19 protein-coding genes are annotated in these 24,981 nt (G+C 64.2%); 8 read left to right on the top strand and 11 right to left on the bottom strand.

Features of this window, described 5'->3' with window-relative positions; genetic code table 11:
* The first annotated feature begins 91 nt into the window (after window positions 1–91).
* The 3 genes from GEV05_10605 to GEV05_10595 all read left to right on the top strand — a co-directional run bounded on the left by GEV05_10605 (window position 92) and on the right by GEV05_10595 (window position 9,800).
* The gene (locus GEV05_10605) at window positions 92–1,315 is read left to right on the top strand and encodes a CoA transferase (protein ID MPZ43837.1); all 1,224 of its coding nucleotides are present in this window, start codon (window positions 92–94) and stop codon (window positions 1,313–1,315) included.
* 14 nt (window positions 1,316–1,329) lie between these two features.
* The gene (locus GEV05_10600) at window positions 1,330–2,388 is read left to right on the top strand and encodes a tripartite tricarboxylate transporter substrate binding protein (protein ID MPZ43836.1); all 1,059 of its coding nucleotides are present in this window, start codon (window positions 1,330–1,332) and stop codon (window positions 2,386–2,388) included.
* A 407-nt stretch (window positions 2,389–2,795) separates the two neighbouring features.
* Window positions 2,796–9,800: a filamentous hemagglutinin N-terminal domain-containing protein gene (locus GEV05_10595; protein ID MPZ43835.1), complete on the top strand. Its 7,005-nt coding sequence runs from the start codon at window positions 2,796–2,798 to the stop codon at window positions 9,798–9,800.
* 220 nt (window positions 9,801–10,020) lie between these two features.
* Here the strand turns inward: GEV05_10595 and GEV05_10590 are convergent, their stop codons facing one another.
* The gene (locus GEV05_10590; protein ID MPZ43834.1) at window positions 10,021–11,721 is read right to left on the bottom strand and encodes an AMP-binding protein; all 1,701 of its coding nucleotides are present in this window, start codon (window positions 11,719–11,721) and stop codon (window positions 10,021–10,023) included.
* A 96-nt stretch (window positions 11,722–11,817) separates the two neighbouring features.
* Here GEV05_10590 and GEV05_10585 point away from each other — a divergent pair, with 96 nt between their 5' ends.
* A complete protein-coding gene (locus GEV05_10585) occupies window positions 11,818–12,621 on the top strand; it encodes an enoyl-CoA hydratase (protein ID MPZ43833.1) in 804 nt (267 codons plus the stop codon).
* Between the two features lie 82 nt (window positions 12,622–12,703).
* Here GEV05_10585 and GEV05_10580 read toward each other — a convergent pair whose 3' ends face one another.
* From GEV05_10580 to GEV05_10555, 6 genes are all read right to left on the bottom strand, one after another.
* Window positions 12,704–13,636 carry a dihydrodipicolinate synthase family protein gene (locus GEV05_10580; protein MPZ43832.1) on the bottom strand — a complete coding sequence of 311 codons (933 nt, stop codon included), beginning with the start codon at window positions 13,634–13,636 and terminating at the stop codon, window positions 12,704–12,706.
* A gap of 134 nt (window positions 13,637–13,770) precedes the next feature.
* A complete protein-coding gene (locus tag GEV05_10575; protein ID MPZ43831.1) occupies window positions 13,771–14,847 on the bottom strand; it encodes a PDZ domain-containing protein in 1,077 nt (358 codons plus the stop codon).
* Between the two features lie 150 nt (window positions 14,848–14,997).
* A complete protein-coding gene (locus tag GEV05_10570) occupies window positions 14,998–15,900 on the bottom strand; it encodes a trypsin-like serine protease (protein ID MPZ43830.1) in 903 nt (300 codons plus the stop codon).
* 42 nt (window positions 15,901–15,942) lie between these two features.
* On the bottom strand, window positions 15,943–16,662 hold the full coding sequence (locus GEV05_10565) for a CAAX prenyl protease-related protein (protein ID MPZ43829.1): 720 nt from the start codon (window positions 16,660–16,662) through the stop codon (window positions 15,943–15,945).
* Between the two features lie 37 nt (window positions 16,663–16,699).
* The gene (locus GEV05_10560) at window positions 16,700–17,371 is read right to left on the bottom strand and encodes an arylsulfatase (protein MPZ43828.1); all 672 of its coding nucleotides are present in this window, start codon (window positions 17,369–17,371) and stop codon (window positions 16,700–16,702) included.
* 240 nt (window positions 17,372–17,611) lie between these two features.
* Window positions 17,612–18,562, bottom strand: a complete 951-nt coding sequence (locus GEV05_10555) for an alpha/beta fold hydrolase (GenBank protein ID MPZ43827.1) — start codon at window positions 18,560–18,562, stop codon at window positions 17,612–17,614.
* Between the two features lie 388 nt (window positions 18,563–18,950).
* On the opposite strand from GEV05_10555, the gene GEV05_10550 reads away from it, so the two are divergent.
* Complete coding sequence (locus GEV05_10550) at window positions 18,951–19,325, top strand: hypothetical protein (GenBank protein MPZ43826.1); 375 nt, start codon at window positions 18,951–18,953, stop codon at window positions 19,323–19,325.
* A 104-nt stretch (window positions 19,326–19,429) separates the two neighbouring features.
* Here GEV05_10550 and GEV05_10545 read toward each other — a convergent pair whose 3' ends face one another.
* From GEV05_10545 to GEV05_10530, 4 genes are all read right to left on the bottom strand, one after another.
* Window positions 19,430–19,729, bottom strand: a complete 300-nt coding sequence (locus GEV05_10545) for a putative addiction module antidote protein (protein MPZ43825.1) — start codon at window positions 19,727–19,729, stop codon at window positions 19,430–19,432.
* Between the two features lie 3 nt (window positions 19,730–19,732).
* The gene (locus tag GEV05_10540; GenBank protein MPZ43824.1) at window positions 19,733–20,029 is read right to left on the bottom strand and encodes a type II toxin-antitoxin system RelE/ParE family toxin; all 297 of its coding nucleotides are present in this window, start codon (window positions 20,027–20,029) and stop codon (window positions 19,733–19,735) included.
* A 770-nt stretch (window positions 20,030–20,799) separates the two neighbouring features.
* Window positions 20,800–21,720, bottom strand: coding sequence for a nucleotidyl transferase AbiEii/AbiGii toxin family protein (locus GEV05_10535; protein MPZ43823.1), 921 nt, complete (start codon window positions 21,718–21,720; stop codon window positions 20,800–20,802).
* Complete coding sequence (locus GEV05_10530) at window positions 21,717–22,442, bottom strand: hypothetical protein (protein MPZ43822.1); 726 nt, start codon at window positions 22,440–22,442, stop codon at window positions 21,717–21,719. The genes GEV05_10535 and GEV05_10530 overlap by 4 nt, the downstream gene beginning before the upstream one ends.
* 241 nt (window positions 22,443–22,683) lie before the next feature.
* Here GEV05_10530 and dndB point away from each other — a divergent pair, with 241 nt between their 5' ends.
* From dndB to GEV05_10515, 3 genes are all read left to right on the top strand, one after another.
* On the top strand, window positions 22,684–23,793 hold the full coding sequence (dndB, locus tag GEV05_10525; protein MPZ43821.1) for a DNA sulfur modification protein DndB: 1,110 nt from the start codon (window positions 22,684–22,686) through the stop codon (window positions 23,791–23,793).
* A gap of 11 nt (window positions 23,794–23,804) precedes the next feature.
* Window positions 23,805–24,083, top strand: a complete 279-nt coding sequence (locus GEV05_10520; GenBank protein MPZ43820.1) for a hypothetical protein — start codon at window positions 23,805–23,807, stop codon at window positions 24,081–24,083.
* A gap of 47 nt (window positions 24,084–24,130) precedes the next feature.
* A partial coding sequence (locus GEV05_10515) for a helicase (GenBank protein ID MPZ43819.1) occupies window positions 24,131–24,981 on the top strand: 851 nt, incomplete at its 3' end.

Raw genomic sequence — 24,981 nt, 5'->3', positions numbered from 1 at the left:
CTCTGCGCGGTCGCAAGAGCGTCCTGCCGCGCAATTTGACACTGCCGGGGATTGCCGGCACGATCGCCGCGGTTTTCCCTCGGCGATCGACATGTCTCAACCGCTGGCCAACGTTCGCATCCTCGATTTATCGCGCATCCTCGCCGGCCCCTGGTGCTCGCAGATCCTTGCCGACCTGGGCGCCGAAGTCATCAAGATCGAACGCCCCGGCAAGGGCGACGACACGCGCGGCTGGGGGCCGCCCTTCATCCGCGATGCGAGCGGACGCGATGCGCCCGACGCGGCTTACTTCCAGTGCGCGAATCGCGGCAAGAAGTCGGTGACGATCGACATCGCCAAGCCCGAGGGCCAGGCGCTGGTGCGCGAGCTGGCAGCGCGCTGCGACGTGCTACTGGAGAACTTCAAGGTGGGCGATCTGGCCCGCTACGGCCTGGGCTACGACGATATCCGGGCGATCAATCCGCGCATCATTTACTGTTCGATCACCGGGTTCGGCCAGACCGGGCCCTACCGCGACCGGGCCGGTTACGATTTCATGATCCAGGCGATGGGCGGGCTCATGAGCGTCACCGGCGAGCGCGACGATCTGCCCGGCGGCGGGCCGCAGAAAGTCGGGGTCGCCATCGTGGATCTCATGACCGGCATGTACTCGACGGTCGCGATCCTGGGCGCGTTGTGGGAAAGGAACGCCAGCGGTGAAGGCCAGCACATCGATATGGCGCTGCTGGACACGCAGGTCGGCTGGCTCGCGAACCAGAACCTGAACTACCTCATCTCGGGCGAGCCTCCCCAGCGGCTCGGCAACGCGCATCCCAACGTCACGCCCTACGATGCGTTCAAGACCCGCGACGGCGACATCATCATCGCGATCGGCAATGACGCCCAGTACGCCCGCTTCTGCGAGGCGGCCGGGGCAGCCGAGCTGATCGCCGATGCCCGCTTCAAGGACAACCCTTCGCGGGTCGCCCATCGCACCGAGCTGAAAGCCTTGCTCGAGCCCGCGATGCGAGGGCGCACCACGGTTCAGTGGATCGAATTGCTGGAACCGCTCGGCGTGCCATGCGGGCCGATCAACCGCCTCGACCAGGTGTTTGCCGATCCGCAAGTGGTGCATCGCGGCTTGCGAATCGAGATGCCGCACCCGCTCGCCGGCCGGCTCCCGCTGGTCGCCAATCCGATCAAGTATTCGCGCACGCCGATCCAGTATCAGGACCCACCCCCGTTGCTGGGGCAGCACACCGACGAAGTCTTGCGCAACCTGTTGGAAAAGAGCGAAGGCGAACTGGCGGCTTTGAGAAATTGCGGAGCCATTTAGCAGGATTGCGGCAAATGGCGAGCTCGTCCATTCACTCAACCGCTTGTATGCTTGTCTTCCCTCTCCCGGAGGGAGAGGGGAGCAGGCTGGAGGAGGATCGAATGCGAATGACCTGGATCACGGGCGCGTTGCTCACGCTGCTGGCGCCGGCCGGCGTGCTCGCCGCAACGGCCGATTATCCCAACCGGCCGGTGCGCCTGGTCGTGCCCTACCCGCCCGGGGGCGGCAACGACACGCTCGCGCGCCTGTTCGGGCACAAACTGACCGAGCGCTGGAACCAGCAGCTCGTGATCGACAACCGTCCCGGCGCTGGCACCACCATCGGCGCGCAACTGGTCGCTCGCGCGGCCGCCGACGGCTACACGTTGCTCTTGAGCTCGATCGCGACGCATGCGCTCGCACCCGCGCTCTATAGCAAGCCGGGCTACGATCCGATCAAGGACTTCACCCCGATCACGACCCTGGCGGTCGCGCCGACGCTATGCGTTGCCGCGCCGAGCTTCCCGCCCAAAACGATCAAGGAGCTGATCGCCGCAGCGAAAGCGAAGCCCGAGGACATCCGCTTCGCCTCGGGCGGCAACGGCACCACGCCCCACATCGCGGGCGAAGTGTTCAAGTCGGTGACCGGCGTGCAGATGACGCACGTGCCGTACAAGGGCGGCGGGCCGGCGCATATCGACCTCATGGCCGGACGGGTGCAGGTGATGTTCGATACGGCGGCCTCGGCGAGCCCGCACGTGCGCGCCGGCAAGATGCGCGCGCTGGCGATCGGTCTGCCCAAGCGCTATCCGGACCTGCCCGACGTGCCGACCTTCGCCGAATCGGGGCTGCCGCAGTACAACGTCGATTCGTGGTATTCCTTGCACGCGCCAGCCGGCACGCCCGCAGCCGTGGTGACGAAGATCCAGCGCGACATCGTCGCCGTTCTCGCCACCGCGGATATCCGCGAGCGACTGCGGCAGCTGGTATCCACGCCCGGCGGCATCGCGCCGGACGCCTTCGGCGCCTACGTCAAGGAGGAGTTCGCCAGGTATGGCAAGATCATCCGGGCAACCGGTACTCGAATCGACTAGGCGCCTGCGGGAGAGACGCCACGATGCGCGCCCGACTTGCGCCCTGGAAGCGGGCGTCTCTTCCCTCATCCCCAACCCTTCTCCCGGAGGGAGAAGGGAGCATCCAGTGCCCGCTGGGGCGGGCAGGTTCCTGGGTAGAGGACGGCTTCGAGTGCAACGTGTTCGACAAGCTTTTGGCAAGCGCCATAAGACCTTGATTCGATAGCACCGGCATCCTCCGCGGCGGCCCGAGTCCGGACTGGGCCATTCCGCCGGCATTGCGACCGTTGCCAACAAGCAACGTCTCGCCCCTGGTTCGAACGTTGCTTCGACCCCTGGACAGGCAGTGCCCGATCACTAAACTGATAAGATGATCAGGCAATTGCGTCCGAAAGCTTAAGGACGTATCGAGACTCAGGGAGTGAGCCATGAACTGCACGCGTCTGCATCCACGGAACATCCGTCGCAGCGTACTCGCCAGCGCCGTCGCCTGCTGCTTCGCTCCCGCCCTCGCCTGGGCCAATCCCGTAGGCCCGGCCGTCACGCACGGCCAGGCGAGCTTCAACGCCCAGGGCAAGTCCCTGACGATTACCAATTCGCCGGGAACGATCATCAACTGGAAGGGCTTTTCCATCGGTGCGGGCGAAACCACCCGCTTCGTCCAGCAGAGCACCGCCAGCGCCGTATTGAACCGCGTGGTCGGGCGCGACCCTTCGGCGATATTCGGTGCGCTGCAATCGAACGGCCGCGTATTTCTCATCAATCCCAACGGCATCCTGTTCGGCGCCGGCGCCCAGATCAATACCGCCGGCCTGGTCGCGTCAACGCTCGACATCATGGACGCCGATTTCCTGATGGGCCGGATGCGCTTCGGCAACACGCCGGGCGCCGGTCCGCTCAGCAACGCCGGCGAGATCCGCACGCCCATGGGCGGACGCGTATTGCTGATTTCGCCGGAAGGCGTGGAAAACACCGGCATCATCCACTCCCCCAAGGGCGAAGTCATCCTGGCCGCCGGCAAATCGGTGGAGCTGACCGACTCGGCCAACTCCGAGGTCCGGATCGAGATCTCCGCACCCGAGGCAAGAGCACTCAATCTCGGCAAGATCGTTGCCGAGTCCGGCCGGGTCGGCATCTACGGCGCGGTCGTCGCCAATCGCGGCGTGGTCAGCGCCGATACTGCGGTGGTCGGCGAGAACGGCAAGATCGTCTTCAAAGCCACGCACGCAGCCAACCTCGAGGCCGGCAGCATCACGAGCGCCAGCGGTGCGAGCGGCGGCAGCGTGGAAGTCGACGCCGGACAAGGAACGACCCTGGTGGCCGGCAGCGTGACGGCGACCGGGAACGCAGGCAGCGGCGGTGAAGTTCGACTGCTCGGCGAGCGCGTCGGGCTGGTCGGGGAGGCAGCCGTCGACGTATCCGGCGAGCGCGGCGGCGGCGCGGCACTGGTCGGGGGTGACCTGCAAGGCGCCAATGCGGCGGTTCGCAACGCGCAGATGACTTATGTCGGCGAGGGCGCCAGCATCAAGGCAGACGCCGGCGCGAGCGGTGACGGCGGCAAGGTGATCGTGTGGGCCGACGACACCACGCGCAGCTACGGCAGCATCAGCGCGCGCGGCGGAAAGAATGCGGGCAACGGCGGGTTCGTCGAGACCTCCGGCAAGCTCGGTCTCGACGTGCGCCGCGGTCCCGATCTGCGGGCGCCGGCGGGCAAATCCGGCACCTGGCTGCTGGATCCCAATGATCTCGATGTCGTGGCCGGAGCGGGGCTGGACCCGACCACCAACACCGGCGCGCCGTTCTTCGCTCCGCTGACCGATAGCTCGATGGTCGGTGTCGACCTGCTCAACGCCCAGCTCGACTTCGGCAGCAACGTCATACTGACCACCACCAGCGTCGGCCCGACCGAGGGCACGCAGCAGGGCAACATCACGATCCATGCCCCGATCCTCAAATCGGCCTCGTCGAGCGACGACGTGTTCATCGGCACCACCAGCCTGACGATGCAGGCGCACAACAACATCGTCATCATGCCAGGCGCGTCGATCACTTCCACGGGTGATCCGCTCAACGTCGTCCTGCAGGCGAACTCGGATGCGACGGGCGGCGGCGGTATCACGATCGGGGGCGCGATCATCACCCGCGGCGGATCGTTCACCGCATCGGGCGCCGATGCGATCGCGGCGAACGCTTCGATCAACACCATGAACCCGGCCGGAACCTTCGGCGGCTCGGTGCAGTTCAATTCGATCGATGGGGGCGTGAACATCGCCGCGCCCGTTGCCGGCGGCTTCTTTTCGGCCTTCGCTCAGAACGGTGCGGTCACCGTAGCCAGCGCCATCACCAGCACCAGCAGCGTTTCGCTGTCGGGCAGCGCCGGGGTCAATGTCGCCGCGGGAGCCTCGATCGCCACCGGCACCTTCGGCAGTTTCTCGGCCACCGCGACCGACCCGGGCGCGGCGGTGTCCGTCGGTGCGGGCGCCTCGGTCACGTCGCGCGGCGCGACGCTCACCGCGGACAACATGGACATCCAGGGTGTCGTCAACGCCGGCAACGGCACGATTACGGTGCGGCAAAACAACTCCGGCCGCGCGATCAATCTCGGAACCGAGATCGGGAGCGCCTTGTCGCTGACCCAGCTCGAGCTCGACCGCCTGCTCACCACCGGTACATTCTCCCTCGGCAACACCGCGAGCGGAGCTATCACGGTGAACGGCATGGTGAGCATCATCTCGCCGTCGTTCGTCACCGTTACCAGTGGAGCTTCCTACACCCAGAACGCGGGCGTAACGCTCAGCGGTGGGCTCTCGATCAATGCGCCGGCGATGACGATCGGCGCGCCGCTCACGGCAGGGACTTCGGGCATTACCTTCACCACCGACAGCCTGAGCGTCGGCAGCGCCGTGACCAGCGGCGGCAACCTCGACATCGCCACGCGCACCTTCAGCCAGCCGATTCAGCTTGGCATCGCGGCGGCTACCGGAACCGCGCTCGAATTGACCGATGGGCAGCTCGACCTGTTGAGCACGCCGACTCGATTGCGCTTCAGCGGCGCCGGGCCGATCACGATCGCCGGCCCCATCTCGCCCGCGCTCGCCAGCACCTTGAGCCTTTCCTCGTCGAGCAATAATGTGACCCAGGCGCTGGGTGCCGCAATCACGGTGCCGAACCTCGCCGTCTCTGCTTTTGGTCTGATCGATCTGCAGCAGGGCAACAATGTCGACAACCTGGCGGCGCAGATCGTCTGCTGCTCGGGCGGGGACATCAACTTCGTCGCGGCGGCGGGCAAGCTGGTCAACATCGGCACGGTCGACGGCCTCAGCGGCGTGCGGGTGAACAATTTCTTCGGCACCGGCAACATCAAGCTGCAGGCCGACGATCTCAACATCGCACAAGCGGTTCTCACCAACACCGGCAGCGTGAAGCTGTTGCCGATGACGCCAGCAAGGACGGTGACGCTGGGCGCGGATGTCGCGGGCACGCTGGGATTGACCGGGCCGGAGCTGCTGCTGGTACAAGGCACCGATGTGGCGATCGCCGGCGACCTGATGGACATCGCGGCCGCCGTGACGTTTCCCGCCACGACCACGACGCTGGGACCGGTGACGGCCGACCGCGCCGTCGCGATCGTCGGCGCGAAGGGCGGCAGCGCACTCGAATTGCTGCCCGCGGAATTGAACAACCTGACCGGCGCGACCGTCGTCCTGGGCGGTGCGAATGCGGGCCCGGTCAGCGTCCAGTCGACGACTGCGGTACCGAACACGATCAACAAGCTCGTCCTGCACAGCGGCGGCAGCAATCCAGCCACAACCAGCAGCGTGACGGTCGGATCGAGCACGCCGTTGAGCGCCACGAACAGCATCGGCATCACGGCCGATAGCGTGGATTTGCAGTCGGCCGTGAGCTCCTCGAACGGCAGCATCGAGATCGCGACCCACACCCCGACGCGCACGATCGATCTGGGCACGGATCCGGGCACGAGCCTGGGCCTCACCACCATCGAGATCGGCCTGCTCAGCGCGCCGGCCGGAACGATTTTCTTCAGCACCTCGAGCGGCAACATCGACGTGACCGGAACGGTCTCCTTCCCCAACGTCATGGCTCTCGCGCTGGATGCCGGTGGCACCTTCACCCTGCTCTCTGCCGGAGCGCTTTCGTCGGGCGGAGCGCTTTCGGTGCGCGCACCGATCATCGACATTCAGGGCATGACCTCGATGAGCGCAGGCGGCACGGGCAGCCTGACGCTCACGGGCAACACGCTCACGATCAATCCGTCCGGCACCACGATCACGGCGGGCGGCGACATCAACGTCATGCCGCGCGATTTCCGCTCGATCGATCTGGGCGGCGCCGGTTCGGGCAGCGCGATCGGATTGGACAACTCGGAACTGGCGACCATGACGCCCACGGGCGTGCTGCGGATCGGCGAGACCCTCGGATTCACGAGCAATATCTTCCTGTCGAGCGCAGTCTCGTTGCCGGGGCGGACGTTGAGTCTGAAGACCGGTTCGGGCAGCATTTCGCAAACTGCCGGCGCAATCCTGACCGCAGCGAGCCTCGCTGCGAAGGCCACGGGCGCGATCGCGCTCAACGAGCTGAACCAGGTCGGCACGGTGGCGCTGCACAGCGATTTCTCCTCCGTCGCGTTCACGCGCGCGCCGGGCGCACCGCTCGTGGTCGGCAGCGTCGATGGGCTGACCGGCATATTTGCCGGCTCGGGATCGTTCGCCTCGCCGATGCCGGTCTCGCTGCGCGCGGATCAGATCGACATCGACCAGACGATCCGCGGCAGCAGCGTGACTTTGCTGCCAACTGCGGGTACCTCGATCGATGTTGGCACCCGTTCGGGCTTCGGCTTCGCGCAGGCGGATTTCGACCGCATCATCGCAGCCTCGGTGACCATCGGCGAAGCGGCTTCGGACGACATCACCATCACTGCGCCGATCAACGTAACGACCTTCAACGACCTGACGTTGGTATCGGGGAACACGGCAAACGTGGCTTCGATGATCACGGTTCCGGGCAATCTTTCCATCACCGCGTCATCGCTCACCACGTCGGCAGCGCTTACCGGTACCGGCGGTAACGTCACCCTGGTTACCGACGCGCTCACCCTGGGCGCCGCGGCGAACGCCTTCAACAGCATCACCGTGCGCCCGCTGACGGGCGCGGTGAGAATCGACCTCGGCGGCGCCGATGGTGCGGGCGTCCTCGGCATCACTGCGGCCGAAATGATCAATCTGATGGCACCGACCGTCGTGTTCGGTCCCACGCCTCGGGTGGACGTCACGGCGCCGGTCTCGACCACGCGCTCGGTGCAACTGATCGCCGACGACTTCACGATCCCGAGCGCCGGGGTGAGCCTCACCGCGGCCAACCTCGCCGTCAGCACCGTCACGTCAGGACGAACGATCGATCTCGGAACCTCGGGGGTCGGTACGTTCATGGGCCTGGACGTGGCCACGCTGGCGAAGCTTATGATCACCGACACGCTGTCGTTCTCGGCGCCGGGAGCCAGCACCATCACGGTGAGCACAGCGGGTCTTGTCATTCCCGCGAACGATCTGAGCTTGAGCGCGGGCACGATCAATATCAACGAATCGCTCGCGGTCACAGGCGATCTGGCGCTACGTTCCGACGCGGCATTGAACATCGCAGCCGGGAAAACCGCATCCAGTAGCGGCGGCGGCGACATCGAGGTTGCGCCGCGGTCGGGCCCGATGACGTTCGGTGCGGGCGGACTCCTCAACAGCACCACGCTCGCTCAGCTTTCGACTTCAGGCTTCGTCGAGTTGGGCGACAGCAACACCGCCGCGCTGACCATCGCGCAGCCGCTGAGCGCAGGCGCCGGATGGGCCGGCTTGCTGCTCACCGCGAGCGGCAACATCAGCCAGACCGCGGGCTCCATCATCACCGCATCGAAGCTTGGCGTGCAAAGCAATTCCGGCTCGGTGACGCTGACGGAGAACAACGCCGTCACGACGCTAGCGGGGCTCGCGGGCTCGTTCAACACCTTCAGCTTCACCAATGCGGCCCCGCTCACGATCGGTACGGTGGATAGTCTGGTCGGCGTGACGGCGAGCTCGGGCACGGTGACGTTGCGCGCCGACGGGCTTAACATCGTCGATCCCATCACGGCAAGTACGGTCACGCTGGCGCCGCGGCTCGCCGGGACGGCGATCGACCTCGGCTCCGATGTCGGCTTCGGCCTGACGGACGCCGAGCTGGACAAGGTGTTCGCCTTCACCCTGAACATCGGCAGCAACACGACCAACCCGAGCGGCCCGATTACCGTCAGCGCGCCGGTGGATCGCAGCTCCGGCAGCCTCAATCTGTTCACCGCACCCGGCAGCAGCATCGCAGTCAACGCCGCGCTCGGCTCTGCCAGCACCGGTGCCATCTCGATGAATGCGGGCGCGGGAGGAAGCGTCGCGATCGCCGCCCCCGTCGTATCGTCCAGCAACGTAGCCGTCACCGCGGACGCGATCAACACCAGCCAGCCCATCACGTCCGATTTCGGCGGCGTCTTCCTGAGCAATGTCGGAACGAACGGCTCGGTGAACGTCGGCGGCGCGATCAACGCCAGGAGCAGCATCAATGTCACCGCCAGAACGATCGCGGTGAACGCGCCCATCACGTCACAGCTCTCGTCGGTCAACCTTTCCGCGCCCACGGGCGCGAGCGGCAGCTCGGCAACGGTCAACGGCGCGATCACGGCCGGCAGCTCGATCACTATCACGACCGACAGCCTGGCGCTCAATGCGCCGCTCGAGAGCGGCTTCGCGGTCACGTTGCAGCCACGCAGCAACGGCACGGCGGTGAGCCTCGGCGCCGAATCCGTCGGCGCTTTCAGCGTCGACACCGCGGAGCTCGCGCTGATCGACGCCGGTCAGCTTACGGTCGGCAGCAACAACGCTGGTGATCTGATGGTGAATGCCCCGATCGGGCCCTTCTCCTTCAGCTCGCTCGTGCTGCGTTCGGGCGGGGATGTTTCTCAGGCGCCCGGCGCCACCATCACCGTGCGCAACGTCGATCCGAACGACCCCAGCAACGTCACGGGCTCGCTGACCGTGTCCGCGGGCGGAACGATAAACCTGCCGGAAGCGAACGACATCGCGGTGTCGATCTCGGGCAGCGCATCGGGCACGGACAACAACTTCGTCTTCAACAACATCACGCCGCTGCGCCTGCAGAATGTGTCCGGCATATTCGCCAGCGGCAAGGTCCTGGTCAGAACCGCGCAGCCGTCGCCGGCGCCGCCCTCGGGCTCGTCCATCGGTCTGCTCGATCCCAGCAACGCGGTGCTGGTCGGACTGGAGAAGGCCGGCAACCCCGGAGAGGACCTGAAGAAGTCCGCCGAAGACCGCAAGGACGAAGCGGAAGAGCGCGATCGGGAAGAACAGAGGAAGCGCGGCACGCAGAGCTGCAGCTAGTGTGGTGAATCGTAATTTCGTCGTAATTCGTCATTCCCGCGCAAGCGGGAATCCAGAACGAGACGCCACCTGGACCCCCGCGTTCGCGGGGGTGACGAACTTCTGACTCAGAGCACTAGCGACTTCACAGTTTGAGCTGGCCCAGCTTCCGCCAGGTTGGGCTAGCGCGACTCCGGCCAGGATTTACGGCGCGCTCGGAGTGCTTCAGTCTTACGATCGGTTAGCGCGCCGCGGAGAGATCCACGGCGCGCGCTTTCAGCGTCGGATCGCTCTTCAGCACCTGCTTGTTGACCTTGTGCGTCGGCGTGTGCGGGAGATCCGAGGTCAGGAGCACGAAGCGCGGCACCTTCATCGGCGCGAGCCGAGCCCGGCACCAGCCGGCGATCTCTTCGGCGCTGAGCGCTGCTCCCGGGCGCGGCACCACGCAGACGAGAATCTCGTCTTCGCCCAATTCCGAGGGCACCGGAATCGCAGCCGCTTCCACCACGCTCGGGTGCTCGCAAATGACGCGATCGAGCTCGGCTCCGGCGATGTTCTCGCCGCGGCGACGGATGATGTCCTTCTTGCGCGTGACGAACCAGAAGCAGCCGTCGGAGTCGCGCCGCACCAGGTCTCCGGTCTTGAACCAGCCTTCGTGAAAGGAGGCCCGCGTTTGCTCGTCGTCGCGGAAATAGCCCTGCATGACGATCGGGTGCTTCACCCAGAGCTCGCCTTCGATGCCGTCGGGCACGTCGCGGCCTTCTTCGTCCACCACGCGCAGTTGCGCCCACGGCCGTTCGGGATCCGGGTGGCGGCCCGCCGGGCCCATCGCGCCCGGCATGTCCGGCCCGTCGAACGGCGCGCAGCACACACCCGGAATCTCGGTCATGCCGAAGCCGGTCAGCAGATGCGGAATGTGAAAGGCCTTGCGGAAATGCTCGCGCACGTCCGCTCGCGCGCCGTAGACGCTGCGGATGCGATGCCCGGGGCGAAACTCGGCGAGCGGGCGAGCAACGAGAATACGGCCGATCGCTTCGATGATATTGAGCGTGGTCGCGCCGGTTTCGACCGCTGTGTCCCAGAACGCGGAGGCCGAGAAGCGCTCGATCAGCACGCAGCAGGCACCTGCCGCCAGTGCGCCGGCGAGCGAGTAGAACAGCGCGTTGACATGGAACATCGGCAGCACGGTCATCAGCCGGTCGTCCGGCTGCAGCCATAGCCGCGCCACGTTCGCCTCGCCCGCGGTCACGAAGTTGCGCTGACTGTGCAGCGCGCCTTTCGGGAACCCGGTCGAGCCGGAGGTGAAGATGATGAGGCAGCTCGTGTCGGCCGGCGGATTGGGCGGCAGATTGGGCGACAGGCGCGCCGGCGCGCCGCCGGGCAGCTCCGAGAAGGACACTGCGCCTTCCGCCGCGTCTCCGAGCAGCTCGGCGAGAGGGACCGCGCCGTCGGCTATCCCGTCGAGCACGATCAACCACGGCGCCACGGCGAGCTCGGCAACCGTCTCACGAACGTTCGCAAGACACTCGGGCGAGGCGGCAACCGCGCTCACTTCGGCCTTGCCGAGCAGGTAGCGGGTTTCGGTGACACCGAACTCCGGATTGGTTGGAACCAGGATGGCGCCGATCCGTGCCAAGGCGAACAACAGCAGCACGTGCCCTTCGTGATTGCGCGCCACGATGCCGACGCGGTCCCCGCTCTTGATGCCGCGTGCGGTGAGCGCGCGCGCCAGATCGAGAGCCGCCGCATGGAACGCACGTCGCGACCAGGTCCGGCCGCGGTAGCGCAGAAACGGCCGTTCCGGGTCGGCCTGGATGCGGCTTTCGAGTGCGCCCAGGAGGGTGCCATCGTGCAGCGGATACAGCCGCAGCACGTCGAGCGGAGAAAGCTTTCCCGCCACGGCGTCCGCTTGCCCGTGCGCCGGGAACTGAGGCTCTTGCATCGATGGTCTCCGCATTGTTTCGTATCGGTTTCGTCCCGCCAGATCCGCATCCGATTATAATCGGGCGCTTCCGCCCGTCGACTCTCGAGGATTGCCATGGACACAGTGGAGACCACGACCGAAAAACTGCTGGCGCACAAGGAAGGCGCGATCGGCTGGATCACGTTCAACAATCCGGCACGCCACAATGCCGTCTCCATGTCGATGTGGGAATCGGTGCCGCGCGCCCTGGCGTCGTTCGAGAAGGACCCGGACGTCCGCGTGGTCATCCTGAAGGGCGCCGGCGAAAAGGCGTTCATCTCCGGGGCCGACATCTCCGAGTTCAAGGAAAAGCGCGCGAGCACGCAGGCGGCCGAAGCGTACAACGCGGCCGGCGAGGCCGCGCACAAAGCACTGCAGGAATTTTCCAAGCCGACCATCGCGATGGTCCGCGGTTACTGCATCGGCGGCGGCTGCGCGGTGGCCATCGATTGCGACATCCGCATCGCTGCCGACGATTCGATCTACGCGATTCCGGCCGGCCGGCTGGGCCTGGGCTATCGCTACGACGGAATCCGGCGCTTGATCGACCTGGTCGGCCCGTCGTTCGCTGCCGAGATCTTCTTCACTGCGCGCAAGTTCAATGCGCAGGAAGCCGTGACGATGGGGCTCATCAATCGGCTGGTGCCGGTCGGCGAGCTCGAATCGTACACGCGCGGCTACGCGGAGATGATCGCCGACAATGCGCCGCTCACGCTGGCGGCGGTCAAGCGCTGCGTCCTGGAGCGGCACAAGGACTCCAGTGTCCGCGATCTCGAGCGCTGCCAGGACATGGTCGACGCCTGCTTCGCAAGCGCCGATTACGAGGAAGGCCGCAGCGCCTTCATGGAAAAGCGCCGTCCCGTATTCCGCGGCCGTTAGATTTGCGCCGAGGCGTGGCTCGCCTCGGGTCGGCGAGTTGGAACGGCAGGGGCGCTTGCAGCCACCGCCAGCCGAGTGCGCGTCAGGCGAGCGCCGCTTCGCGCACGCCCGGCATGCCGAAGTCCAGCTTCTCCAGCCCCTGCAGCAGCTGCTGCTCCTGCTGCGCGGTGAGCTCCGTGAGCGGTGGACGCAGCCGATTCCATTCCTTATCGCCCGAGTAGTGCGAGATGGTGCGCTTCAGCGCCGGAATCATCGGCACGCTTTGCAGGACATTGCGAACGTCGTCGATCGCCTTCTGCATCGAATCGGCGCCGGCGCCCTGCCAGGCATCGTAGAGCGAAGTGATCTGCGCCGGATTCACGTTCGCCCCGGCGGTGATGCAGCCGGCGCCGCCGTTGCGCATGTTCTGCAGCAGGAACGATTCGCTGCCGGCGAACACGTCGAAGCCCGACTTTCCGAATCGATCCAACACCGCCTTGGTGTTGTTCCAGTCGCCCGAGCTGTCCTTCAGCCCTGCGATGGTGCCGGGATAAGCCTTGAGCAGCCGCTCGATCAGGTTCAACGTGATGGGGACCTGCGAGACGGGCGGGATGTGGTAGAGATAGATGCGAAGGCGCGAATCGCCCACGCGCTGAATGACTTCCGAAAAGTTGCGATACAGGCCTTCGTCACTCACGCCCTTGTAGTAGAAGGGCGGGAGCATCAGCGCCCCGGCCACGCCCAGCTTGACCGCATGCTCGGTGAGGCGCACCGAATCGGACAACGCGCAGCACCCCGTGCCGGGCATCATGCGCTTGGGATCGACGCCGGCGTTCACCAGCGCCTCGAGCAGCGCCATGCGTTCGTTGGCGGACAGCGAGTTCGCTTCGCTGTTGGTGCCGAAGACGGCAAGACCGACGCGCTGGGATACCAGCCATTTGCAATGCCGGATGAAGCGCTCGGCATCGGGGGAAAGATCTTCGTTGAACGGCGTGACGACGGGCGAGAGCACGCCCCTGATTCGATCCTGGGCCATCAAAACGGCTCCTGTAGCGGCTGAGTCAAGCGGAAAATGATAGCAGGAAGGCGTGCAGGAAGCAGTGGCCGATAGCGTCGGACTCGCACGCCGCCGAGTCGCGGCCCGGGAAGCCTCTCACTGACTCACACGGGCTAATACGTTGTCCGCGTGCGCACGTGCTTGGCGCGATCCATCGATTGGATCACGAAGTCCTTCATCTGTGCGCCCTGCAGGACCGACAGCGGAATTTCGGTGCCGGCCGGCCCTTTCGACCATAGCTTGCGATAGAAATCGACCTGACCGGCGATCTGCTGGCCGCCGATGCGCAGAATGATGTCGCCCACCTTCAAACCGCCTTTCTCGGCCGGACCGTCCCGGGTGACGCGCGTGACGACCAGGTGACCCTGCATCTCCTGCGTGTTGACGCCGATCCAGGGACGTGCCGGACCGCTGACTCGGCCGGTATCGATCAAATCGCCCAGGATCGGTTTCAGCAGATCGATCGGCACGAACATGTTGCCGGGCGAGTAGGTTTGCGGCTTGACCGCATCGGTTACGACCAGCGAGCCCACGCCATAGAGCTTGCCGTCGCGGCCGATGAGCGCCGCCCCGCTCCAGTTCACCGTGGCCGGCGCAGTAAAGATCGCGCTGTCGAGCAGATACTCCCAGAAGCCGGCGAACTGACGCTTGGAAACCACATAGGCCGGCGCCACGCCGTCGAAACCGGCGATCAAAACGGGCTCACGCTCGGGCAAGGTGGCCGAATCGCCCAGCTCGATCGGCTTGATCGTCAGCGGCGCCGAAGCACGCACCAGGCCGAATCCGGTTGCATGGTCGTATCCCACCATGGTCGCAGGCACCGCCTTGCCGTCGGCGGGAATGACTTCGATCCCATCGGCTTCCAGGATGAGGTAGCCGATCGTCAGGATGAGGCCGCTGTTGTCGATGACGATCCCGCTGCCTTGCCGCTGCACGCCGAGCGTGGCTGCGCTGCGCGCATCCTTGGGCGCAGTCGCGCGCAGCAGCACGACCGAGAGCGCGTCCATGTTGCGAATCTGCCGGTCCGGCTTGGCTTCTTCCAGCGGCGCGCCTTCTGCGGCATGAAGCGGGGGCGGAGCAACCGATACAAAGGTGGCGAGTACTATGAGACGCACGCCATATCCCGCGCGCCGCATTGCCGTGCCCATCGTCAAGAGAGCACGCGAGAGAAAGGAAACGGAAGCGCACATCCAACACCTCCCGGCGCAGGGATTACCTCAATGCCGCAATCGACGTGCCATGCGCGCAGCGCTCAGCTTGGTGTGTAGTCCGCATGCGGACTGTAGCCTGCTTGCCGATGTTCCGCAATGCGATCCGTCTCGCATGCCGAACGAATGAGCTCAGCCAGCCGTACCGGCCAGCACCGAATTCACCCAGCCGACATACGGGTAAAGCAGTACGCCGCCGCCGAAGCCACCGAAGCGCTGGTTGAGCGCTGACCGAGGTGCGACGAAGGTATTGACGCCGACCAGCTGCCAACGTCCCCGCGCTGCAGGCACCAGCGCGGGCGATCCCGAATCGCCGCCCGCGACGGTCGCTTCGATGTGATTGCCGAGCGAGCCGCCGCCGAGCCGATTGGCGGAAGCATCCGGCCCGTCGAAGTCGAACAGGTACACTTCCGGCAGATCTCCGCCGTCGCTGTCCCGGAACCCCGCATCGATGACGTTGCGGCCGACGCGTTTCACCGCCGGCGAGGCCGCAACGCTTCGGCCGTGAACGCCATCGCCGCTGGCGCCGTAGCCCACCAACGTAATCACCGTACGCGGTCGAACCGGAGTGCGCTGAATTGTGTAGAAAGGCACGCCGAACGGCAGCGACTCGCCAAGGCGCACGATCGCGAGATCGTCGTGCACGACGCCGGATCTCGCATCGGGCTTGTAGCCCGCGTAATCGGGATGGACGATGATGGCCGCCGCGTCGATCCGGTGCGAGAGGTCCGCCCCGTAGTTCAGATTGAAGCGCACGTCGGTCGCATCCCGGCCGGCGACGACGTGGGCCGCCGTGATGACATGACGCGCATCGAGCGCCGCGGCCGTGTAGGTAGCTTCTCGCTGCTGCAGCGTTCCGATGACGACGCTGAGGCTGCCGACCCCAGCCCAGGGCGAGCGGGTCGTGTTCGGATCGACACGGTTGGCCGGCGAGTCGGGCGGTGTGCCGTCCTCGCTACCGCCGATGATGGCCCGGCACGGCTCGGCCAGGGCTGCGCCGAGCGCTAGCAACAGAATGCGGCGTCGAGACGGCAAGGCTAATCAACCCATGGACGATGCGGGTGCGCGCCGCCGGTTTCACCAAAAGCGCCAGTCGCGCGTGATCAGAATATACGCGCCGAGCAGCCCGTTGGTCACTGCGTGGGCAAGTACGGGAACCCACAGGCGGCCTGTGTGCATGTAGATCCAGCCGTAGACCAGACCTGCGATGAACCCAGCCAGCCATTGATTGTGTTCCAGCGCGAACAGCACGCTGGTGATCAGCAGCGCGCGCAGGCCCACGGCTGCGGGCCGCACGGCCAGAAAATCCTGCTTCTCCAGCCAGCGCAGCAGGAACGAGCGCCAGAACAATTCCTCCGCGAGCGGAACAACCACCGCCAGCCCGAGGAGGCGGAAAAAGGTGATCGGCCAGTCGAACGCATCGGAGCCGTACCGGCGCGGATCGAAGCCGGCACCGAGCTCGAACGCGAACCAGCCCTCATCGAGCCATATCCAGATGATCAGCACGCCGACACCGGCGCCAAGCGCGAGCAGCCCATCGGACCACGGCAGGCGCCAATCGCGCAACTCGACGAAGCGCGGCCACAGCACCACCAGGGCGGCGCCGGCAACGACGGCACGCAGCGCATAGATCCAGCGCGAGTCCCATTCCCCGGGCGGCACCGGCACCGGCAGCGGCGGCGGCAGCAGCGAGCCGGCCGCCACGAACAACATGAAAAGTGCGAAGGGCAGGATGCGCGAAGCCGAGTCCGAGCCCAGCCACGCCGTCACCGTGGACTGGGTTGCTTCAGGGAGCATGCGGCGCAAGCCGGCGACTTCTTCTGCTGGCGCGTTCTCAGGCGACGGCGAACTGGGCCAGATCGCGCTTGAGCCGGGATACGGCCGAGCCGGGGCTGGTCAAAACGCGTCGTCCAGGAAAAGGCTCAAAACGCGAAGCGGCACGCGCCATCGAAAACTGCGCGAGCATGAGCACGTCGCACTCCTTGAAGTCAGCACCAGCCCGCGCAATCAACTCGTCGTGCAAATTCGAGTCGCCGCGGCGCAATGCCGCCAGCGCATCCGGAACGCTGCGCGAGCGCACGTCGAGCTCGATCGCGCGGCGTTTCGCCGCGTCTTCCAGCTCGCGCACCATGGATGGAATGCTCGGCTCGAAAGTGGAGATGAGCCCGATGCGCCGCCCCGTCTCCAAGGCCTCGTCGAACATCGCTTCGTTGGGCTTCAGCACCGGAATGTCGACCGCCGCGCGGGCCGCCTCGATCGCCGCGCCGAAAGCCGAGCAGGTGAACAGGATGGCATCGGCCCCGCATCCCGCGCTATAGCGCGCCAGCGTGACGAACCGCTCGATCATGCGGGGGCCGAGCGAGCCTTCGGCCGCGAGATCGGTGCTGAGCGAATCGTCGAGCAGATGCGTAATGCGGGCTTGCGGCCAGCCGCTCTGGAATGCCTCGCAAACGGGCGCCATGGCGACGGCCGTGGCGTGAATCAGGGCGATGCGGGGGCTTGACATCGTCGGTCTCTCGCGCGTGCAGCGAACGCCCGGCTTGAACGGACGTCGGGTTGCCGATGGGATTTACAGGGTGTTCGGCCGCGGTACCGACTGAATTCGGGGCTAGCGGCCCGGCGCGTGATGCCGGGCGATTCTGCCAAAACCGCCTGGATGAAGCAAGCGAATTACCGGACGGCGAGCATGGCACGGCCGATTCTCTCGCTGTTTTCGCCCGCGTCGTGCGCCGCGGCCCGTTGCCTCTCAGCTGGCGAAGAACCTGGCGTAGTGCTCGTAGATCCGCTCAGGCATCTCCTCCTGCATGTAATGCCCGCACGGCATGGCTTCGAACGCTTCGATGCGGCTGGCGTATCGATGCCAGATATCGATGAACTCGCGCGCCCGCTCCGGCGGATGGCCCCGTGCCCCCCAAAGCAATAGCAGAGGCGCAGTGAGCTGCGTGTCCTTGTCCACCGCATCCATCTCGAAGTCGCAAGTCGCGGTCGCCCGATAGTCGCGGCACGAGCCCGTTATCGTCTTGAGCGTGTAGCAGCGCACGTACTCGGCGAGCGCGGATTCGGCCAGGAAGCCCAGACCCGTGCCGCCGCGTATGGCCATGCGGCTCTTCAGGAAGTACTCGGCCGGTACCGCGCTGATGAGCCGCTCGGGAAAGGGCTCGGGCTGCGCCATGAATCCCCAGTGCCAGGTTCCGATCACCCAGTTCTTGTTGGTATGCGTCCACACATAGTGGTTGGGCACGATGTCCATCAGGCACACCTTCAGGATGCGCCCGGGATGGTCGAGGCACATGCGGTGTGTCGTGCGCGCACCCCGGTCGTGGCCGGCCACGTAGAACTGCCGGTAGCCGAACTGATCCATGATGTCGATCAGGTCCTGCGCCATCGCCCGGAAGCTGAAATTGACGTGATTCGGGCCGGTGTCGGGCAGCGAGCTGTCGCCGTAGCCGCGCAGGTCGGGCAGGATCACGTGATAGCGCTGTGCGAGGCGCGCGGCGATCCGGTACCAGCAGGTATGGTTCTGCGGGTTGCCGTGGACGAGCAGCAGCGGCGGTCCCGACCCGCCATGGCGCAAGCGGATGATGGCGCCTTGCGTGCGAACGTCCAGGTGCTCGAAATCCGCAAAGTGGGCCGCGATCTCCGCGCTGCCCCAGCGAGTCGGGTCGCGCGTGTAGTCGGCCGGGGTGGCAACGGCCATTCGGTTCAGTCCCGCGGTGGCTGTGGATTCAGTTGGCATCGTGTCTCCTCGTTCGTGTGCGCTGGCAAGGACGTGAGCCTGCGTGTGACCAGATCGGGCGCTGTCGATTCGCAGACCCGCACTTACAGGGCGACTGCAAGTGCGGCTGCGTCGGTGCCCGATCGTAACTACGCAGACCAGACCTTGCTAGCCTCGGCGGGTTGCGTTCGCAGGCGGCCGATTGCCTGAATTTCGACAGGCCGGAATGCCGGCCACAGGTGAGCCGGGGTAGGACTGTGCACTATTGAACAAGGCGTGCTTCTCGATGACAATGGCTTGCCCGACACGGGCATGCCATGCCGCCGGTACGCACATTGCTCTGTCTGGAGGCTCCTGCAGGGAGAACACCGTGGACGGAATCAAGAACGCTCAACACCTCGGCGAGTCGTGGTGGAATTTTTTCGACTATTGCTTCAACCATAACCCGACCGCACTGATCTGCGAGCCGTTCTGGGCCAAGCTGATCGGTGCGTTCATCGCCGCCGGGGTCATCACGGTTCTGTTCGGCGTCTGGAAGTACATCGATTACCGGCGTAAGTACGCCGCCGCCGTGCGGGCCGAGTGGGAACGCGGCCAGGTGGACGAAGTGGCGATCAGGGAAGCGAGCTGGGACGGCGACAAGGCCTACCAATCGCATCTGCCGGACGACGAAGTACTGGAGCGCATCCGCGCCGCCGTCGAACAGCGCAGGCGCGATGCCAGCGCTCCGGTAGCGGGGGCTTGAGTCGACACCGCGTTCGCTGTATGACGGGCGCGACATTGACCGCAGCAAGCTCTACCGGACGAGGCGCGCCGGTTCGGCGCTCAGAAATGGGGCGCATCGTATTACTACATCGGCTGCGCGACGAGCTTCACGCCAAGCGCCTTGCACACGCGGGCAACGGTCTCGAATCGCGGTTGCGCATCGGGTCGCAGTGCCTTGTACAGCGCCTCGCGCGTGAGCCCAGAGACCTTTGCAATCTCGCTCATGCCGCGCGCTCGTGCAATGTCGCCCAGGGCGGCCGCCAGGAGCGCTGGATCGTTCTCCTCGATGATTGCGGTCAGGTACGCCGCCACATCTTTCTCATCCTTGAGGTACTCGGCGGCGTCGAAATCGGGCAACTCAGAAATCTTGATTTTTCGGCTCATCGCTCAATCCTCCAAGGTCGCGGCCAACTCGATGGCCTTTGCGATATCGGCGGCTTGCGTGGATTTCGGTCCGCCACCGAGCATCACGGTCAAAAGCGCGCCGCGCTGCACGTAGTACATGCGCCATCCCGGCCCGAAGTGCTCGCGCATCTCGGAGACGCCTGAACCGACGGACTTCACGTCGCCCAGATTGCCCAATGTGGCCTTGCGCAGTCGCGCGTTCAGGCGTTGCTTGGTCACCCGATCTTTGAGGCCGTCGAGCCAGTCGGAAAACTGCTCGGTGCGCTTGATCGAGGACATGCGCGCATTGTAATCGGTCGATTACATACAAGCAAGCGCCGCATTGACCTCGCCCGCCGGGCGCGCTACGCCCTTCCATCACAAAATACTCTGACGGATCCGCGGTGAACAAACAGAGATACGACACGAGCCGGCGCTGCAGACTGGACGAGCCTGTCGGTGGTACTCGCGCCGCGCATGATCTCGCCAACTGGCAGATGCGTGACTGCGCCCGAAGTTGGCGACCGATTGGGAGGCGCACAACAGGCTCGGGCACTACGACCCAGCGACCACCAGGCGGTTGTATCAGCGCGTCATCAAGGCGAGCGCCGGGAGGCTTCCGAAGCGCTGAATTTGGGAAATGTCCCAAATTACCGACATGCTGACAGCGCCTCAGTCATTGATTTCTGGTGCTGTTGGAGTGACTCGAACACTCGACCTACTGATTACGAATGGTACCACGCAATTTTTGATCGTTGTTATTCAGTCACTTGCTAACGCTTGCCAATTCATTTCCTATCTCATTCGCGGGCAATCCAACGCCGCGCGCGTGAAGTCATGGCACAAATACGGCACACCGGAATTGTTGCTCCGCCGTCTGCCCTGTCAGCGTCTTGCCCCGTGACCGGTCCTGCATTCCGGCACTGGGTAAAGCGTTTCGCTTCGCCCTGCCCGGAAGGGAGAAGCCGCAATCAGACGCAGACCGGGTCTCGCCCTGTTCCGCGCTTAGGTCGCTTTCTACGCAACGCGCCAACACTTGAGCGATGACTGGTGGAAGAGGCGGGGCCAGTCTAGCCATGAATGAGAAGTCGTTCGAGCTCCACCGCCTGTGCCTTGAACTTCTTCGGATTAGTCCTCGCCAGCCGATCGAGATTCGCAAGCTTCCACCGAATGGCAGGCAACTGTTCGAGTTGCTCGATTCCGAGCAACGAAAAGTCCGGCTCGTTTCTCGCGACCGATAGTAGGAAGCCTCGCTCGTTCGCATCCAGGCCTGACTGCAATTCGGTAATCATACGTTCTCGCACCGACAGCAGCGCGTCCAACTCGACGGGTTCCGCGGTCATACCCCGGAAGTTGGCGTCGAACTCGGCGGAAATACCGTGTGGCGTTGGGGCAAGCACCTCGTGGATAGGCCGATTATGCGACGCGAGGTAGACGACGAAGCTGCGGCGGATACCCGCCGTGATTCCTTCGTGGAGGAAAAGCTGCAACACGTCGAACAAGTCCCGCGGATGTTGGCGATCCAGGGCTGCAACGAGCTTGCCTCCATAGAGGTCTTCCAGGGATACGAGGGGCAATTCGAGATCCGCAAGCAAAACGTCGGTCGCCTTGGCGGTGAGCGACGCCGAGCGAACCGGATGCACCGTGCCACGCAGGACGAAATTCACCTCGACCTTCACTACGAGTTTGTCGCGGCGCACGAAGAGCTTCGTCTCTCCGGCGCCGGTCACGTTGGCCACGTGCGTCTGAAATCCTCGATTCCTGAGCCGATCGGCAGCGCTTCGGATCGCTTCATTGATCCTGGCAAGCGCGGCGTCTCTCTCGGACCGGTAATCGACGAATACCAGATCGAGGTCCACGGACAGTCTGGGCATATCCCGCACGAAAAGATTGATCGCGGTACCGCCCTTCAAGGCAAATGTGTCGTCCGCGAATACGAGGGGCGCCACCTGCGTCAGCAGTCGCGCCGTATCGAGGTATTCCTGGTTCACGGCTTGAGCACCAACAATCCATCCTTGGATTTGGATACCCACCGCTGGCGGCTGCCTGTGGGCAACTCCACGTCGTCGAGCTTGGCGGCCCATGGCAGCGACAACTCACGACCGAGCGCGAGGGATAGTCGCACGGTCTTGACGCTCGTGCAGCGCTTCAGGAGATCCGTCAGGACGTCGGCACGGAGGTTGTACGTACCTTCGGCGATTTCTCTTGCCTCTTGCAGTGGCTGGCGAACTCCGACCTCATCCAGCAGTTCTAGCAGCGCTCGTTCGGGCATCGAGACGAGCGGCGCGCTATCACGGCTTTCGAAACGCCCCACCGCGAGCATGTGCTCGGGCTTCTCATCGAACAGCCGCTTGCGGTGGTACTCGGCGGGAAAGTGCTGAACGAACCAACTCGGAAGTCGCGCCGCGGCCCATCCGTACAATCTAAGAACTGCCTGTTGCGCAACGTACTGGCGGACGCCATACCACTCCAGCGCAGTCTTCCCGCCGACATGCAATCCGTCGATTTGCTTTTCGAGTACGACCAAGCTCGGGTGAAGCAAGAGTTCTTCGCCCGGCCGGCAGTAAACCCCGCGTGCAAGGCGTTCGAGCCAGCCTGACCGGGCGTAGTGGACCGCCAAGTCGCCGGAGATCCCCATGCTGGCGAGTTGCGCAGAGGTGACCGGCGCTCCCCTGGGGAGTCGGGTGTAAAGGGCGTTTAGTTTGTTATCCATTATCGTAGTCACACTACGATTGTACGCATTTTTCTAACACGCAGGGAATCTAAAGATTGGAAAAGTTCTAATATCCGTAGCCACGCTACGATTAAAACAACTATTTCAAACGCCGCTAATCGCCAGCCTGACGATCGGCCGAAGGCAATTGCAGTCAAACAAGCGTACTGTTTATGACTATTGACAAATAGTACGTCGATAATGTGAAATATATGCACGTACTTTTCTGCAGGAGTTGCTCATGAAACTTTCATTCCCCGCCGCCCGCGGCCGAATGGGCAAGCGCGATTATTTCGTAGCGATGGTGAAGCTGAACCTTGTGCCAAAGCTCTTCAAGTTCCGCGACTGGGCCGAACTCCCCCCCGAGCAGCGCGCCCAACGGGTCATCCAGAAAAACCGCATTCCCGAAATCACGAACTACATTCTGGAGAATGAGGACGGCTACCTCTTCTCCTCGCTGACCGCATCGTTTGACTGTGATCCGAATTTCCAGCCCGTCGGCGATCTGAGCGACCTCGGCATTCTGGAGATTCCCTTTGAAGCCGACTTGGTGATCAACGACGGACAGCACCGACGAGCTGCGATCGAGGAGGCATTGAAGGCGAACCCGGCTCTCGGGGACGAAACAATCTCGGTTGTGCTGTTTCCCTGGGAAGACCTCGACCGGATGCAGCAGATGTTCTCCGACCTCAATCGGACAGCAAGAACAACCTCGAAGTCACTCAACATTCTGTACAACCACCGAGACCTGATGAGTCAGGTCACTCTCGCATTGATCGAGCGAGTGGATGAGTTCAAAGGGCTGGTAGACAAGGATCGAATCTCACTTCCCTTGCGGTCGCCGAAATTGTTCACCCTAGGCGCCCTCTACGACGCCACGTCCGCCATCGTCGGCACGGTTTCGGAGCCTGATTTCGATCAGAAGAGGGATCTCGCGATCGAGTTTTGGGAAGCGGTTGCAGCCAATATTCCTGAATGGCGCAAGGTGAAGGCTGATGATCTCAAGCCGGTCGAGGTGCGCCAGGAGTTCATTCATACGCACGCGGTCGTACTCTGGGCGATCGGTGCCATGGGACAAACGTTGATGTCGGCACATCCCGAGGATTGGAAAGATCGCCTGAAGACTCTACGCACGATCGACTGGCGGCGCACCAACAAGGAATGGCAGGGAATCGCGATGTCTGGATCAGACGTAGTAAATCGACGCCAGAGCCGGACAGATACCGCATCATTCCTAAAACTGAAGTTCGGATTGAAGCTCACGCCCTCGGAGGAGCGCTCTCTCAAGGGAGCAACTGATGCAACTTCGATCATGAAGGACCTTCAGAAGCTCGTCGAAAATGTCGCCTGACGTGACCTGGAATCTTAGGAGACCAAGCAGTGTCTGAAATCGACCGCGGCGAGGTCGTCGCAACGTTCGAAAAGAATTCACGCGAGGAGGTACGCGTGAGCGTCGATGATTTTCGTGGCCGGAAGATCATCAATATCCGCGTGTACTATCGTGGTGACGCTGGCCAATGGCTGCCGGGCAAGCAAGGCTTCGCGGTCGGTGTGGACCGATATCGCGACCTTGCCGAGGCCATTCTCAAGTTGGGCGAGAAGCTGCGCGGTGATGGGCTGCTCCCGGGCACCAAGGACTAACCAATGCTCACGCGCGAGCGCCGAGCATTCGGCCAAGGCGAATACCAATGACCCTCGAAACTAAGCCCCGCGACCTCTTTATCGTCGACAACAGCGTTGCCGGCTGGACCGGCCTTCGGTACCTCGAAGAATGGGCAGGTATCGCCAGGGCATTCGATATCGCAACCGGGTACTTCGAGATCGGCGCGCTGCTCTCGCTCGACGGCAAGTGGCAGACGCTCAACAAGATCCGGATTCTGATGGGCACGGAAACGAACCATCGCACACGTAGGGCGATGTTGGATGCGGTCCGGGCCCGAGCGATCGAAGTCCTCAACGCGAGTATCGAAGCGGACAAGGATACCAACCCGTTCCTGCAGGGCGTTCCCGCGGTCCTGGAAGCGCTGCGATCCCGACAGATCGAATGCCGCGTGTACGACAAAGACAAGTTCCACGCGAAAGCCTACATCACGCACGCAAAGCTTGAGGTCGTCGGTGCCCAGGCCCTGGTCGGTTCCAGCAACTTTACCAAGCCGGGCCTCACGAAGAATGTCGAACTGAATATCCAGGTCCAGAACGCACGCGAGGTCGCGCAACTCCAGGAGTGGTTCGAGGCACACTGGAACGAAGCGATCGATGTCACCGACGCCATTATTTACACCGTCGCTCGCCAGACGCGCCTCTACACCCCGTTCGAGGTCTATGCGAAAGCCCTGCAAGAGTTCTTCCGTGGCCACGAGCTCACGGCGACCGAGTGGGACGAGACCCGGTCGAAGATGTTTCCGCGGATCGACCGCTATCAAAAGGAAGCCTACTGGGCGCTCATGAAGATCGCGCGCCAGCACGGGGGGGCGTTCCTCTGCGACGGCGTCGGCCTCGGCAAGACGTTCGTCGGGCTGATGCTCATCGAGCGGTTGGT

The sequence above is a fragment of the Betaproteobacteria bacterium genome, assembly GCA_009377585.1.
Classification (GTDB): domain Bacteria; phylum Pseudomonadota; class Gammaproteobacteria; order Burkholderiales; family WYBJ01; genus WYBJ01.
Note: the sequence above shows the minus strand (reverse complement) of the source record. Positions and strands in the feature narration are given on the sequence as shown.

Bases quoted from the DNA above. Each gene is read 5' to 3' on its own strand.
- GEV05_10530 (MPZ43822.1), bottom strand. From the start codon at position 22,442: ATGGATAACAAACTAAACGCCCTTTACACCCGACTCCCCAGGGGAGCG.
- GEV05_10580 (MPZ43832.1), bottom strand. From the start codon at position 13,636: ATGGCCCAGGATCGAATCAGGGGCGTGCTCTCGCCCGTCGTCACGCCG.
- GEV05_10560 (MPZ43828.1), bottom strand. From the start codon at position 17,371: ATGTCAAGCCCCCGCATCGCCCTGATTCACGCCACGGCCGTCGCCATG.
- GEV05_10600 (MPZ43836.1), top strand. From the start codon at position 1,330: ATGGCGAGCTCGTCCATTCACTCAACCGCTTGTATGCTTGTCTTCCCT.
- GEV05_10545 (MPZ43825.1), bottom strand. From the start codon at position 19,729: ATGAGCCGAAAAATCAAGATTTCTGAGTTGCCCGATTTCGACGCCGCC.
- GEV05_10595 (MPZ43835.1), top strand. From the start codon at position 2,796: ATGAACTGCACGCGTCTGCATCCACGGAACATCCGTCGCAGCGTACTC.
- GEV05_10585 (MPZ43833.1), top strand. From the start codon at position 11,818: ATGGACACAGTGGAGACCACGACCGAAAAACTGCTGGCGCACAAGGAA.
- GEV05_10590 (MPZ43834.1), bottom strand. From the start codon at position 11,721: ATGCAAGAGCCTCAGTTCCCGGCGCACGGGCAAGCGGACGCCGTGGCG.
- dndB (MPZ43821.1), top strand. From the start codon at position 22,684: ATGAAACTTTCATTCCCCGCCGCCCGCGGCCGAATGGGCAAGCGCGAT.
- GEV05_10575 (MPZ43831.1), bottom strand. From the start codon at position 14,847: ATGTGCGCTTCCGTTTCCTTTCTCTCGCGTGCTCTCTTGACGATGGGC.
- GEV05_10555 (MPZ43827.1), bottom strand. From the start codon at position 18,562: ATGGCCGTTGCCACCCCGGCCGACTACACGCGCGACCCGACTCGCTGG.
- GEV05_10605 (MPZ43837.1), top strand. From the start codon at position 92: ATGTCTCAACCGCTGGCCAACGTTCGCATCCTCGATTTATCGCGCATC.
- GEV05_10540 (MPZ43824.1), bottom strand. From the start codon at position 20,029: ATGTCCTCGATCAAGCGCACCGAGCAGTTTTCCGACTGGCTCGACGGC.
- GEV05_10565 (MPZ43829.1), bottom strand. From the start codon at position 16,662: ATGCTCCCTGAAGCAACCCAGTCCACGGTGACGGCGTGGCTGGGCTCG.